13 protein-coding genes are annotated in these 13,577 nt (G+C 65.6%); 7 read left to right on the forward strand and 6 right to left on the reverse strand.

Annotated elements, in window-relative coordinates; all coding sequences use genetic code 11:
* Window positions 1-125: 125 nt before the first annotated feature.
* Both GBG68_RS10915 and GBG68_RS10920 read right to left on the reverse strand, forming a co-directional pair.
* Complete coding sequence (locus tag GBG68_RS10915; RefSeq protein WP_193222310.1) at window positions 126-521, reverse strand: phasin family protein; 396 nt, start codon at window positions 519-521, stop codon at window positions 126-128.
* Window positions 522-876: 355 nt separating this feature from the next.
* Window positions 877-1,548: an HAD family hydrolase gene (locus tag GBG68_RS10920; RefSeq protein ID WP_152147217.1), complete on the reverse strand. Its 672-nt coding sequence runs from the start codon at window positions 1,546-1,548 to the stop codon at window positions 877-879.
* A 244-nt stretch (window positions 1,549-1,792) separates the two neighbouring features.
* On the opposite strand from GBG68_RS10920, the gene GBG68_RS10925 reads away from it, so the two are divergent.
* From GBG68_RS10925 to bfr, 4 genes are all read left to right on the forward strand, one after another.
* Window positions 1,793-2,332, forward strand: coding sequence for an RNA pyrophosphohydrolase (locus GBG68_RS10925; protein WP_152147219.1), 540 nt, complete (start codon window positions 1,793-1,795; stop codon window positions 2,330-2,332).
* Window positions 2,332-4,599 carry a phosphoenolpyruvate--protein phosphotransferase gene (gene ptsP, locus GBG68_RS10930; protein WP_152147221.1) on the forward strand — a complete coding sequence of 756 codons (2,268 nt, stop codon included), beginning with the start codon at window positions 2,332-2,334 and terminating at the stop codon, window positions 4,597-4,599. Before GBG68_RS10925 ends, ptsP begins: the two co-directional genes overlap by 1 nt.
* Window positions 4,600-4,688: 89 nt before the next feature.
* Entirely contained in the window at window positions 4,689-4,889 is a 201-nt protein-coding gene (locus tag GBG68_RS10935; RefSeq protein ID WP_152147223.1) for a bacterioferritin-associated ferredoxin, read from the forward strand.
* Window positions 4,890-5,011: 122 nt separating this feature from the next.
* On the forward strand, window positions 5,012-5,476 hold the full coding sequence (gene bfr / locus GBG68_RS10940; RefSeq protein WP_152147225.1) for a bacterioferritin: 465 nt from the start codon (window positions 5,012-5,014) through the stop codon (window positions 5,474-5,476).
* A gap of 45 nt (window positions 5,477-5,521) precedes the next feature.
* Here the strand turns inward: bfr and hemJ are convergent, their stop codons facing one another.
* Together hemJ and GBG68_RS10950 are read right to left on the reverse strand one after the other, a co-directional pair.
* Complete coding sequence (gene hemJ / locus GBG68_RS10945) at window positions 5,522-5,950, reverse strand: protoporphyrinogen oxidase HemJ (RefSeq protein WP_152147228.1); 429 nt, start codon at window positions 5,948-5,950, stop codon at window positions 5,522-5,524.
* An 8-nt stretch (window positions 5,951-5,958) separates the two neighbouring features.
* Window positions 5,959-7,695, reverse strand: a complete 1,737-nt coding sequence (locus GBG68_RS10950) for a chloride channel protein (protein WP_152147230.1) — start codon at window positions 7,693-7,695, stop codon at window positions 5,959-5,961.
* Window positions 7,696-7,806: 111 nt separating this feature from the next.
* Between GBG68_RS10950 and argC the strand changes: the two genes are divergently transcribed.
* Both argC and erpA read left to right on the forward strand, forming a co-directional pair.
* Complete coding sequence (gene argC / locus GBG68_RS10955; RefSeq protein WP_152147232.1) at window positions 7,807-8,838, forward strand: N-acetyl-gamma-glutamyl-phosphate reductase; 1,032 nt, start codon at window positions 7,807-7,809, stop codon at window positions 8,836-8,838.
* 100 nt (window positions 8,839-8,938) lie between these two features.
* Window positions 8,939-9,292 carry an iron-sulfur cluster insertion protein ErpA gene (gene erpA, locus GBG68_RS10960; RefSeq protein WP_152147234.1) on the forward strand — a complete coding sequence of 118 codons (354 nt, stop codon included), beginning with the start codon at window positions 8,939-8,941 and terminating at the stop codon, window positions 9,290-9,292.
* On the opposite strand, the gene GBG68_RS10965 is transcribed toward erpA, so the two are convergent.
* Window positions 9,289-10,392 (reverse strand): anhydro-N-acetylmuramic acid kinase, encoded by a 1,104-nt coding sequence (locus tag GBG68_RS10965; protein WP_152147236.1) that lies wholly within the window; start codon window positions 10,390-10,392, stop codon window positions 9,289-9,291. The two genes, erpA and GBG68_RS10965, sit on opposite strands and share 4 nt — an antisense overlap.
* Window positions 10,393-10,416: 24 nt before the next feature.
* Window positions 10,417-11,886 (reverse strand): OapA family protein, encoded by a 1,470-nt coding sequence (locus GBG68_RS10970; RefSeq protein WP_226801773.1) that lies wholly within the window; start codon window positions 11,884-11,886, stop codon window positions 10,417-10,419.
* A 193-nt stretch (window positions 11,887-12,079) separates the two neighbouring features.
* Here GBG68_RS10970 and tyrS point away from each other — a divergent pair, with 193 nt between their 5' ends.
* Complete coding sequence (gene tyrS, locus GBG68_RS10975) at window positions 12,080-13,300, forward strand: tyrosine--tRNA ligase (protein ID WP_226801774.1); 1,221 nt, start codon at window positions 12,080-12,082, stop codon at window positions 13,298-13,300.
* The last annotated feature ends 277 nt before the right edge of the window (window positions 13,301-13,577 follow it).

The raw sequence follows: 13,577 nt of genomic DNA on the forward strand, positions 1-13,577 counted from the left end.
GTGGAGGATAACAATCGCGGCCATGAGGCGCTCCCACAGCAGCAGGTGGCGGGAGTCGCTCGGGCACAAAAAAGCCGCCGCGCCCGAGCGGGCGGCGGCGGCCTTTCAGGAAGTCTGCCGGTAGCTTAGGCGGACTTGCGAGCGGCAGCGCGCGGGGCAGCCTTCTTCGGCTGCGCCGCCTCGGCGAACACGCTCACGTTCTCCTGGGTCAGCTGCTGCAGTTCCTGAGCGAAGTCCTTGCCCAGGCCCGCCAGGGTGTTGGCGTCTTCGCCGAGCTTCTTGCTCAGGGTGCTGGCCACGCCGGACTGCTTGCTGACATAGGCCTGCAGACTGTCGACGTCATTGACTTCCAGCGCTGCGCGCAACTGTTCCACGCTCATGTCGGCATAGCTCTTGGCGGTTTCCAGCTGGAAGCGGGTCAGCTTCTCCAGATGGTCCACCAGGGCGCTGTTGAACTTGCGCGCCGGGGCGAACAGGTTTTCGAACTGGGCGGTGCCGTTGTTGAACAGATCCTGGTACATGCGTGTTATCCCTCCGCTGTAATTGCGTTTCCCTACGCCGACGGTGGCGTGGTGCGTTGCACCATAGCATGGCGATTTGTGCATCGCAATACCCCTTGGTGGCGCATAATTATGTGATGTACATCACTTTTTGTATAAAAAAGGGCCGCGTTGCCGTATGCCCCGTTACCGCTGCCGGTGACCGTGGAGCTCGACGGCAGGTGGTATCAGGTGGTGATCTGCGGCACGCAGGTGGACCGGGCGCCAGGCTGGAGCCCCGCCGATGCAGCTTCTGCTACCAGGAAGTGGATGGACAAGGCCCCGGGCGCCCGATGGTCTCGCCCGTGGGGGGCGGCCGCCGGGCGTGCCGCTCCTGTCAGGCAGGCGTCGCCTGCCGCAGGCTGATCACCCGCCAGCCCTCGCGATCGGCATGGGCCTTCAGGTCCGCGTCCGGGTCCACGGCCACCGGGTGGCTGACCCGCTCCAGCAGTGGAATATCGTTGTGGGAGTCGCTGTAGAACCAGCTGCCCTGCAGGTCGTGCGCCGTGTTGCTCAGCCAGGCGTCCAGCGCCTTGATCTTGCCTTCACGGAAGGTGGGTATGCCGCTCACGCGCCCCGTGTAGCGACCGCCGGTGGCCTGCTCCGGCGTGGTGGCCAGCAGCACCTCCACACCCAGCCGTTCGGCGATGGGGGCGGTGATGAAGCTATTGGTGGCGGTGATGATCATCGGCAGATCGCCCCGCTCGCGGTGGTCCGCGATCAGCGTCCGGCCCGCCGACAGAATGATCGGGTCGATTTTCTCCGCGAGAAAAGTCTTGCGCCACTGGGCGAGCCGCTCCGGCGGGTGCTCCGCCAGCGGGCGCAGGGCGAATTCCAGAAAGGCGTGTATGTCCAGCGTGCCCTGCTGGTAATCCCGATAAAAACGCTCGTTGGCGTCGCGGTAGCTGGCCGCGTCCACAGCGCCCTGTTCCACCAGGAATTCGCCCCACAGGTGATCGCTGTCGCCAGCCAGCAGGGTGTTGTCCAGATCAAAAATCGCCAAAGCCACGTTCTGCTCTCCCTTGCCACGGGGTTTGCAGTGTACCTTAAGGTGACACTGATTAGTGGCCTTGGGTCTCGGACCCGCTGGCGCGGGCACCGCCTGGCCGAGGGACGCCTGGCTGGCGCGCCGGACCCTGGGCATTAAACGGGGCACTCCCCGAGTGCAACGGTCCCGCCGTGGGCCGGTTTGCTGCGCTTCCGCAGCCTATGGGAAAATGCCGACAACTGGATAATTCAGATGGGCTTTTTAAGTGATTGACTCGGATGGATTCCGCCCTAACGTCGGGATAATCATCACCGATGGCAGAAGCCGTGTGTTCTGGGCGCGCCGGCTGGGGCAGGACGCCTGGCAGTTTCCCCAAGGCGGAATCAAGCGCGAGGAAAGCCCCGAGGAGGCCCTGTACCGGGAGCTCCACGAGGAGGTCGGGTTGGGGCCCGAACATGTGGAGATCATGGGCTGCACCCGCAGCTGGCTGCGCTACCGTTTGCCCGAACACCTGATCCGGCATCACCGCAAGCCTCTGTGCATCGGCCAGAAGCAGGTGTGGTTCATGCTGCGTTTGCTGGCCGAGGAAACGGTGGTGGATTTTCGCCGTACCGGCCATCCCGAATTCGATCACTGGCGCTGGGTGGACTACTGGCGTCCCCTGCGTGAGGTGGTCTTCTTCAAGCGTCGGGTCTACGACCAGGCGCTGAGCGAGCTGGCTCCCTTGCTGTTCCCGACGGGCGCGCCCAGCCGCCCGCCGCGCCGCGGTCGCCACCCCCACCGCCTGCGTCGGGAGCGTAGCTGATGCTGCAGGTACTCCAGCGCATCGTTCAGGAGGTCAATGCCGCGCGGGATCTGCGCCATGCGCTGGAGATCATCGTCCATCGGGTGCACGAGGCCATGGGCGTGAACGTGGCCTCGGTCTACCTGCGTGATCCGGAGCGGGGCGAGTATGTGTTGATGGCGACCCTGGGCCTCAACCCCGAGGCCGTGGGCAAGGTGCGCCTGAGATCCCGCGAAGGCCTGGTGGGCCTGGTGGGTGAGCGCGAAGAGCCGTTGAACCTGGAGAACGCGGACCAGCACCCGCGCTATCGCTATTTCCCGGAAACCGGCGAGGAGCGTTTTCACTCCTTCCTTGGTGTGCCGATCATCCATTACCGGCGCCTGGTGGGAGTGCTGGTGGTGCAGGAGCAAGACCAGCGCCGTTTCGAGGAAGAGGAAGTGGCCTTCCTCATGACCATGGCGGCGCAACTAGCCGGCGCCATCGCCCATGCCGAGGCGAGCGGCGATATCGTTGATTTGCGCCGCCGCAAGCGCAAGGCGCGCAACAAGCCGCTGATGGGCGTGCCGGGTGCGCTGGGCGTGGGCATGGGGGTCGCGATGGTCGCTTACGCGCCCGCGGACCTGAGCGCGGTTCCCGACCGTCGCGCCGAGGAGCCGGAGCGGGACGCGGAAGCCTTTCGGGCCGCTGTGCAGGCGGTGCGCGCGGAAGTGGAGGATCTCTCCCAGCGTCTTGGGGACACCTTGCCCCGCGATGAACTGCTGCTCTTCGACGCCTATCTGCGCATTCTCGACAGCAGCAGCCTGGTGGATGAGGTCGAACGCCGCATCAAGAAGGGCAGCTGGGCCGCCGGTGCGCTTCGCCAGGTGATCGACGAGCACGTCCGGGTGTTCGACGAAATGGAGGACGCTTACCTGCGGGAGCGGGCGGCGGACATCCGCGACATCGGTCGCCGTCTGCTCATGCGCCTGCAACTGGATGCGGGGGACAAGCGGGAGGTGCCGGCGCGCTGCGTGCTGGTCGGTCAGGAGGTGAATGCCTCGCAGTTGGCCGAGATCCCCCAGGAACGGTTGGCCGGCGTGGTTTCCGCCGGCGGCTCCAGCAGCTCTCACGTGGCCATTCTGGCCCGCGCCCTGGGGGTGCCGGCGGTGATGGGCGTCACCGACCTGAGCCTGGGCGCACTGGAGGGGAAGGACGTCGTCGTCGATGGCTATGCCGGCAGGCTCTACGTGGAGCCCAGCCGCACGGTGCGCCGAGAGTACCGCCGCCTGCTGCGCGAGGAGGCGGAGCTCACCGAGGACTTGAAGCAGCTGCAGGATCTGCCCGGCCAGACGCCGGACGGCAAGCGGGTGTGCCTGTACGCCAACACCGGTCTGATTTCCGATGTGGGCAGTTCGCTGAACAGCGGCTGCGAGGGCATAGGCCTGCATCGCACTGAATTTCCCTTCATGATTCGCGAGCGCTTCCCCGGCGAGGAAGAACAGACCCGTCTCTATACCGAGGTGCTCTCCGCGCTCGCGCCCCGCCCGGTGACCCTGCGCACCCTGGATGTGGGCGGCGACAAGTCCTTGCCGTATTTCCCCATTCAGGAGGAAAACCCCTTCCTTGGCTGGCGCGGTATTCGCCTGACCCTGGATCACCCGGAGATCTTCCTCACCCAGCTGCGCGCCATGCTGCGCGCCAACGTGGGTCACGAAAATCTGCAGATCATGTTCCCCATGATCAGCCGGGTGGACGAACTGGAGCAGAGTATTGCGCTGGTGCAGCGGGCTCGGGAGGAGCTGGCCGAGGAGGGTGTGGCCACCCCCTTGCCGAAGCTCGGCATCATGATCGAGGTGCCATCGGCGGTGTTCCAGATCGACCGCTTGATGGAGAAGGTGGATTTCGTCTCCGTCGGCACCAATGACCTCACCCAGTACATCCTGGCCGTGGACCGCAACAATGCCCGGGTGGCGGATCTGTATACCTCGTACCACCCGGCGGTGTTGCTGGCCTTGAAGCAGGTGGCCGATGCAGGGCTGCGCCATGGAAAGCCGGTGGGGGTGTGCGGTGGCATGGCCGGCGACCCGGGGGCGGCGCTGTTGCTGCTGGCCATGGGTGTGAACAGCCTGAGCATGAGTGTCGCCAACCTGCTGCGGGTCAAGTGGGTGGTGCGCAGCTTCCGCTACGACCATGCTCTGCGCCTGCTGGAACAGGCCCTGCCCATGGATCACCCGGAGCAGGTGCGCGCCCTGCTGCACGATACCCTGGACGAGGCCGGGCTGGGTGGTTTGGTGCGCGCGGGCAAATAATGCGAGCTGGCTCACAAACGCGAACCATTGGCAATTGACACCTGCTCGCATTCGCGTTTAGTCTTCAGATGTACTCACGAGGGTCAGCCATGTACGTCTGTATCTGTAACGCCGTCACCGACAAACAGATCCGCCGGGCCGTAGCCGATGGCGCCCAGTCCATGCGTGAGTTGCGCAAGCAGTTGGGCGTTTGCTCGGACTGCGGAAAATGCGGCCCATGTGCCCGGGAGATCCTGCGCGATGAGCGCCTGGAACAGGCCGCGCTGCTGAACGCCTGCCCCGCCGCCTGACAATCCCGCCCCGGGGCGGCTTTTCCGCCCTCACCCCAGGCGCTTCGCCGTTTGTGTTTTCCTTGTGGCGATCCCTTGGCTAGACTCGGTGTATCTGTCAGCCACGGAACAGGACGTGCCCCATGAAAGGTGATCGCAAGGTACTGGAGTACCTGAACAAGGTTCTGACCAACGAACTTACCGCCATCAACCAGTATTTCCTGCATGCGCGCATGCTCAAGAACTGGGGGCTGGAAGCCCTGGCCAAGAAGGAATACGAAGGCTCCATCGACGAGATGAAACACGCCGATCAGTTGATCGAGCGCATTCTGTTTCTGGAAGGCCTGCCGAACCTGCAGGATCTGGGCAAACTGATGATCGGCGAGGATGTGCGAGAACTTCTCGAGTGCGACCTGAAGCTGGAGCAGGAAGCCTGTCCGCTGCTGCGCGAGGCCATCGCCCATTGCGAATCGGTGCAGGATTACGTCAGCCGCGATCTGTTCCGCGGCATCCTCGAGTCCGAGGAGGAACACATGGACTTCCTGGAAACCCAGCTGGAGCTTATCGACCGGGTCGGGATCCAGAATTACCAGCAGTCCCAGATGTAGTAACCGCCTCCCCTGTGGGAGCGGCCCAGGCCGCTCCCACGGTTCCTAAAACGGTTTCAACACCACCAGCAGCACCACGGCGATGAGCACCAGCACCGGTGCCTCATTGAACCAGCGATACCAGCGGTGGGAGTGGCGGTTGCGATCTTCCCGAAAAGCCACCAGCAGCCGCCCGCACCACCAGTGATAGCCGATCAGCAGCACCACCAGGGTGAGCTTCGCGTGCAGCCAGCCCATGCCGAGCCAGGCCTGCCCCGCGGGCAGCGCCAGCATCCACAGCCCCAGTCCCACCGCCAGAATCGCGCTGGGCGTCATGATGCCCCGATAGAGCTTGCGCTCCATCACCTTGAAGCGCTCGCGGCCTGTCTCGTCCTCGCACATGGCGTGGTAGACATAGAGCCTGGGCAGGTAGAACAGGGCGGCGAACCAGGTCACCACGAAGATGATGTGCAGGGCCTTGATCCAGAGGTACATGGCGCCTCCTAAAAGAACTGATTCTCCAGCTCGCGCTTGGTGACGAGCCCGAAGTAGCGCGTGATGCCGGGTGCGGTGGTTTGTACCACGTAGAGCGCCTCGGCGTCGCGCCGGCGCAGCTGCACGAAGGCCTCGCGCAGGGTGGCGCGGATCTCGATGGGGGCTGGTTGCAGGCGTTGGGCGGGAATCGCCAGCAGGTCCAGCTCCTGCTCATCTTCATGCTCTTCCAGGTAACGCAATACATCGGTGGCCGGCATCACCGACACCGCCTGCTCCTGCTCCTCTTCCCGCAGCAGCAGCCAGCGCGGGTCCTCGGCCAGCGCCTGGTTGAGCGCGGCGCGCTCGATGATTCGCGGCAGCACGGCCAGCCGGCGGTCCATGACCCGGGCCACGCCCAGGCGACTCAAGCCGCTGAGCAGGGGGTTCGGACGCAGATCGTCGCCGCCGTCGCGCAGCAGTTGTGCAAATACCGAATCCTTGCCGAAGCCCTCGGTGCAGGTGAGGGTGGCGGCCACGATGGCCAGCAGGCCGGGCATGATCACGCCCGGGTTGCCGGTCAGCTCCAACATGGCGGTGAGCGCGGCGAGAGGCGCTCGCAGCGTCGCACCCATCATCGCCCCCATGCCGAGCAGGGCGTAGAAGGCCGGCGCCGCGATGGATTCCGGGTTGATCCAGGCCCCCAGATTCCCCAGTGCCCCGCCGGCGGTGGCGCCTATAACCAGGGTGGGCCCTATCAGCCCGCCCGGCAGCCCCAGAGCGATACCCCAGCTGCTGGCCAGCAGCTTGAAAGCGGCGATGGCGATCAGCAGCCCCCAGCCCAGCTCACCGGTGAGCGCGTCGGCGACGGTGTCATAGCCGATGCCCATGATCTGCGGCACGAAGAGAGCGCACAGCCCCACGCCAAGTCCTGCCGCCAGGCCGCGCAGGATCACCGGCCGCCCCCGTCCCAGGGCGCTGAAGTGCTGCATGGCGTGTATGAAACCCGCGGCCAGCACGCCGATCAGGCAGCCGGTGAGCACCACATGGGGTATCTCCGCCAGGCCGCTCAGCTGCAGGGGCGGCACGGCGAAGGCCAGCGTATCGCCGTAGAACACCTGGCTCAGCGCGGTGGCGGCCACGGCGGCGAGCATGATGGGGAGGAAGCCGGCGATGGTGTACTCCAGCATCACCACTTCCATGGCGAAAGCCACCCCGGCCAGTGGCGTGTTGAAGGAGGCCCCTATGGCCGCGGCGGTGCCGCAACCCACCAGTACGCGCAGGCTGTTGTTGGGTAGCCCCAGCGCCTGACCCAATTGGCTGCCGCTGGCCGCGCCCAGATGTACGCCCGGCCCCTCGCGGCCCACCGACTGGCCGCTGATGATGGCGCCCGCCCCCAGCACAAATTGATGCACGGCGTTGCGCCAGGGCATGTAGCCCTGGTGGAAGGCCACCCGGCCCATGACATGGGCGACGCCGAACTCACGCTGGCGGGGTTTGAGCAGGTGCAGATAGACACCGATGAGCAGCCCCCCGCCCAGAGGCAGCAGCAGGCGCCAGTGGGGTGCCAGGGTTTCGAAGTGGTCCTGGGCCGGGAGGAACAATCGCTGGCTGTATTCCACCAGGGCCCGGAAGGCGAGTATGGCCAAGCCGCTGAGCAGCCCGACCAGCAGACCCAGCCCGGCCAGCAGCGGCAGGGCCTCGGCGGCGGACAGGCGCAGCCGGCCTCTCTCCCAGCTTTGCGCCAGGCGAGCGCGGATGTGCTGCATTACAGGCATCGCTACAGTATGCCAAAAGCGCCGCGCAATGGCGGGCGCGTGTTTTGCGGCGGCGCGCAGAGGCCTTAGAATGAACGGTTCGATCACAGTTCGAGGTGCAGGATGATCAAGGCGGGAATCGTCGGCGGGACCGGCTACACGGGGGTTGAGTTGTTGCGCCTTCTGGCGCGCCATCCCGAGGTGGAGGTCAGTGTCATTACCTCCCGCGGCGAGGCGGGTACGCCGGTGGCGGACATGTTCCCCAGCCTGCGCGGTTTCGTGGATCTGGACTTCAGCGCCCCCGACCCGTCCAGGCTCGCCGAGTGCGATGTGGTGTTCTTCGCCACTCCCCATGGGGTGGCCATGAAGGCGGTGCCGGAACTGCTGGAAGCGGGCGTGCGGGTGGTGGACCTGGGCGCCGATTTCCGTCTTCGGGACGTGCCGGCCTGGGAGCGCTGGTATGGCATGGAGCATACCGCCCGCGACTGGGTGGAGCGCGCGGTCTACGGCCTGCCCGAGCTCAACCGTGCCGAGATCCGCGAGGCGCGGCTGGTGGCGAACCCGGGCTGTTATCCCACCGCCGTGGTGCTGGGCTGGCTGCCGCTGCTGGAGGCCGGCCTGGTCGATGAGCGCCAACTGGTGGCCAGCTGCATCTCGGGCGTTTCCGGAGCCGGCCGGCAAGCCAGGGTCGGTACCCTGCTGTGCGAAGCCAATGAGACCTTCAAGGCCTATGGCGCGGGTGGGCACCGGCATCACCCGGAGATCGTTCAGGGCCTGGGCCAGGTGCTGGGTGGTTCGGTGGGGCTGGTCTTCCAGCCGCATCTGGCGCCCATGACCCGGGGGATGCACTGCAGTCTCTACGCGCCGCGCAAGGGTGAGGCGGTGGATCTGCAGGCGCTGTTCGAGCGGCGTTACGCGGATGAGCCCTTCGTGGATGTGATGCCCGCCGGCTCGCACCCGGAGACGCGCAGCGTGCGCGGCACCAATCTGTGTCGGCTGGCGGTGCACCAGGCGCCCGACAGCGACACGGTGACGGTGTTCTCCGTGATCGACAATCTCAGCAAGGGCGCGGCCAGTCAGGCGGTGCAGAACATGAACCTGATGCTGGGCCTGGACGAAAAGGCTGGCCTGGGCGATATTGCGGTACTCCCGTAGCCGGGGGCGAGGCATGGTCCGGCCCGCGCGGCTGCGGCAGGTGCAGTACAATGGAGACATTCACTGGTCTCACACAGAGGGTAGGCCCTCGGAGGAAGCGATGAGCGACGTGGCGGAGCAGTACAGCTGCGAGCTGGATTTCAGCGACAACGCGGCACGCAAGGTGCGCGAGCTGATCGAGGAAGAGGGGAACGAGCAACTGAAGCTGCGGGTGTACATCACCGGCGGTGGCTGCTCCGGTTTCCAGTACGGGTTCAGCTTTGACGAAAATGTGGAAGAGGGCGATACGGTGCTGGAGAACGGCGGCGTGACCCTGCTGGTGGACCCCATGAGCGGCCAATACCTGGAAGGGGCCGAGATCGACTATGTCGAGAACATCGAGGGTGCCCAGTTCGTGATCCGCAACCCCAACGCCAACACCACCTGCGGCTGCGGCTCGTCCTTCGGCGTCTAGTTTTTGGGATGGCCCGGGTACAGGCCGCCGAGTACGCGCGGCCCCCGGGCGCCGGTCACTTGGGGCAGATTGCCTGCCGCTCCCCGCAGATGCGCCCTGGCCAGCCAGGCGAAGGCGCAGGCCTCCACCAGATCCGGGTCCAGCCCCGTCACGCTGACGGGCTCCACGGCTTGCTCCGGCAGCTCCTCGGCGATTGCCTCCATCAGGGCCAGATTATGCACCCCGCCGCCGCAGACCAGCAGGCGACGGCTGTCCGGCGCGTGCTGGCACACGGCTCGTGCGATGCTGACGGCGGTGAGCCGCAGCAAGGTCGCCTGCACGTCCGCCGCCTTCCATGAGGGCGGCAGCCGGGCTTCCAGCCATGCCAGGCTGAAGTGCTCCGGGCCGGTGCTCTTGGGTGCCGGGAGCTGGAAATAGGGGTCGGCGAGGAGTTCGCCCAGCAACTCGGGCAGGCAGTCGCCGCTGGCGCCCCATTGCCCCCGGTCATCAAAGGGTAGCCCGCGATGACGGCTGATCCAGGCATCCAGCAGCGTGCTGGCGGGGCCGGTGTCAAAGCCCAGCCGGGGTGCTTGCGCGCCCGCCGGCAGTACCGTGATGTTGGCAATGCCACCAAGGTTGAGGATGGTTCGGGATTCTTTCGGGTGGCCCAGCACGGCGGCGTGGAAGATGGGTACCAGCGGTGCGCCTTCGCCGCCGGCGGCCATGTCCCGCCGGCGCATATCCGCGACCACCGGGATACCGGTCAATTCCGCGATCAGGTTGGGGTCGGCGCCCTGCACGGTCAGCCCCTCGTCGGGCTGATGCCAGAAGGTCTGGCCATGGCTGCCAATGGCGCGGATGGCGGCGGGTGCCAGGTCTGCCTTGGCGAGCAGCGCCAGGCAGGCTTCGGCGAACAGCTCCCCCAGGGCGTGGTCCAGGCGGGCGGCTTCCAGCAGCGGAGTGTCTGCGCTCAGCGCCAGCAGCCGCTGGCGCAGTGCTTCGGGGATGCTATGGGTGTGACCGGCGATGGTGCGGCAGCGCGCCCCGGCGAACTCGACCAGGGCGGCATCCACGGCATCCCGGCTGGTGCCGGATATCAGCCCGATGTAGTACTCGTTCATCACGTCCTCACCGGGGCGGGGCGCCTAGTCCCCGGTGCTGGCCAGCTCCGTGCCGTTGATCACATTGAGCTGAGCCAGCAAGGGTGAGACCTGGGTTTCGAAGTCGGCGCGCAGGTGCTCGGGGATGGGCTCGGCCTCGGGCAGTTTGACGGTGAGCGGGTTGCGATGAACCCCGTCCACCCGGAATTCGTAATGCAGGTGCGGCCCGGTGGCCAGCCCCGTTGCCCCCACATAGCCGATGGTCTGACCCTGGCGCACTCGGCTGCCCACACGGTGTCCCCGGGCGAAGCGTGACATATGTGCATACAGCGTGCTGTAGCGACTGCCGTGCTGGACGATGACCACATTGCCGTAGCCGCCCTTCACGCCGCGGAAAACGATCTTGCCGTCGCCCGCCGAGCGGATGGGGGTGCCGGTGGCGGCGGCGTAGTCCACTCCGCGGTGGGGGCGCTTGATGCCGAGCTTGGGGTGCAGCCGGTTGGGGTTGTAGCGGGAGCTGATGCGGCGAAAGTCCACCGGTGAGCGCAGGAAGGCCTTGCGCATGCTGCGGCCGTCTTCGGAGTAGTAATCCGCCTCGCCGTCCGGGCGGGTGTAGCGCACGGCGCGAAAGCGACGGTCGCGGTTGATGAATTCGGCGGCGATGATGGCGCCGTTGCGCACTTTCTCGCCATCGCGGTAAAGCTCTTCATAGATGACCGAGAACTGATCACCCCGGCGAATGTCCAGGGCGAAATCCACGTCCCAGCCGAAGATGCCGGCCAATTCCATGATCAGCCCATCGTTCAGGCCGGCGCTCTTGCCGGCAAGGAACAGGGAGCTGTCGATGGTGCCCCGAGCGTGATTGATGCGGGTCTCCAGCGGGTTGGCTTCCAGGCTTGCCAGGTAGCCATCGTCCTCGCGAGCGATATGCAGGGTGACGCTCTCGTCCACCGGGTAGCGCAGACCACCCAGCTTGCCGGCGTCATCCAGCACGTAGTGGATCTCGTCGCCGGGGAAAATGCGCTTGAGTGCCTGGGCGGATTCGCCGGCGCTGAGCACCTCATGCACGTCCCGCGGCCCCAGGCCGATGCGCTTGAAGATCGCCGCGAGGCTGTCACCGGATTTGACGGTCAGCTGTTCCCAATGAGCCGTATCCAGTCGCTCGCTCTCTTCCAGCGCCTCATCCACAGCGACCAGTGCGCTGCCCGTTTGTTCGGATGCGGGCGCCTCGGGCAAAGTGGCGGCGGTGGCGAGCGGCGGTTCCGCCGAGCCGGCCTGCGTTTGCGGCGGCAGCTCCAGTGTCTGCTCGGTGAGTGCGATGGAGGCCTCGCGGGGCAGCTCCAGGCTCTCCTCGGCCTGGCGCAGTGCCTCGGCGTTGTCGGGGGTAGAGGTCAGCAGCACCAGGCCACTGAGCGCGGAGATGGACACGACAGCCAGGTGCAGCCTGCGCATGCGAGTGGCACGGCGCGGCGCGCGGGGCTTGAAATCCATATGGGTAATGCGGTTGCTGGGCACGGGGACTCCCGAGGTGGTTATTCTGTGCGCAACGATAGTCATATCCGCCCGAGGCGGTCAACGGATCTTGATTTGAAGGCTGAAGTATCCAGCTTAAATTACTGGGGTGTCGAGTGCTTTTGGCTTTTCGTGTGCGGGCGTTCGCGTTTTCGGTAGAATCTGCGCGCATCAAAGATCGCTACTGAGTGGAGTCATGACCACAGCCATGGACAAGTCGCAGCCCCTGGATGACGCGCTGGCGCTGATCAAGCGGGGCGCGGATGAGGTTCTCGTCGAGAGTGAGCTGGCGGCGCGCCTGAAGGAAGGCCGGCCGCTGCGCATCAAGGCGGGTTTCGATCCCACCGCGCCGGATCTGCATCTGGGCCACACGGTGCTGATCAACAAGCTGCGTCAGTTCCAGGACCTGGGGCACCAGGTGCTGTTCCTGATCGGTGATTTCACCGGCATGATCGGCGACCCCACGGGCAAGAATGTCACCCGAAAGCCGCTTACCCGCGACGAGGTACTGGAGAACGCTCGTACTTACGAAGCGCAGATCTACAAGATCCTGGAGCCCGAGAAGACCACAGTGGTGTTCAACTCCAGCTGGCTCAATGAGCTGTCCGCCGCCGACATGATCCAGCTCGCGGCCAAGCACACCGTGGCGCGCATGCTCGAGCGGGATGACTTCCACAAGCGCTACCGCGCTCATCAGCCCATCGCCATTCACGAGTTCCTCTATCCCTTGATTCAGGGCTACGACTCCGTGGCACTGAAGGCGGACGTGGAGTTGGGCGGCACCGATCAGAAGTTCAACCTGCTGATGGGCCGGGAATTGCAGAAGGCGTACGGCCAAACGCCCCAGGTCACCTTGACCATGCCTATCCTGGAAGGGCTGGACGGCGTGCAGAAGATGTCCAAGTCGCTGAACAACTATGTGGGCATCCACGAACCGCCGAGCGAGATGTTCGGCAAGCTGATGTCGGTGTCCGATGATCTGATGTGGCGGTATTTCGAACTGCTCAGCTTCCGGCCGCTTGCCGAAATCGCCGCGCTGCGCGACGACGTGGTGGCGGGGCGCAACCCCCGGGATGTGAAGTTCCTGTTGGGGGAAGAGCTGGTGGATCGCTTCCACGGTGCGGGCGAGGGGCGCGCGGCACGGGAGCAGTTCGTGGCACGGTTCAGTCAGGGCGCCATGCCCGAGGAGATGCCGGAGCTCAGTCTGGACAACGGCGGTGAGCCCTTGGGTCTGGCCGCGCTGCTCAAGCAGGCGGGCCTGGTGCCCAGTACTTCCGAGGCCTTGCGCATGGTTAAACAGGGCGCGGTGAAGATCGATGGCCAGCGTGTGGAAGACCGTGGGCTTGAGGTTTCTCCCGGCGAATCACGCGTTTACCAGGTGGGCAAGCGGCGCTATGCCAAGGTGCGTGTGAAATAGTCGTCCCGTGGGGCTTGACCTTTAAGTTTGAACCCCTAGAATACGCCTCCTCGTCGCAGCCAAGGGCTAGTCGGCGAGGCGGTTCAAGGCCACCGAACTGGGGCTTGAACCTTTTCCCAAGGCGCCTATAATGCGCGCCTTCCTTCGGTACCCAGCGGTGCTGAAGGGGCCTCGAAAGAGGGCTTGACAGGGCGGCGCTTCCGAGTAGAATGCGCTTCCCGCTTGAGGCGAAAGGCCTTGAGCTTACCGGGCCAGCCCCGGGATCTTTAACAAGTTG

It is taken from the genome of Alkalilimnicola sp. S0819 (assembly GCF_009295635.1).
Lineage (GTDB): Bacteria > Pseudomonadota > Gammaproteobacteria > Nitrococcales > WHIW01 > S0819.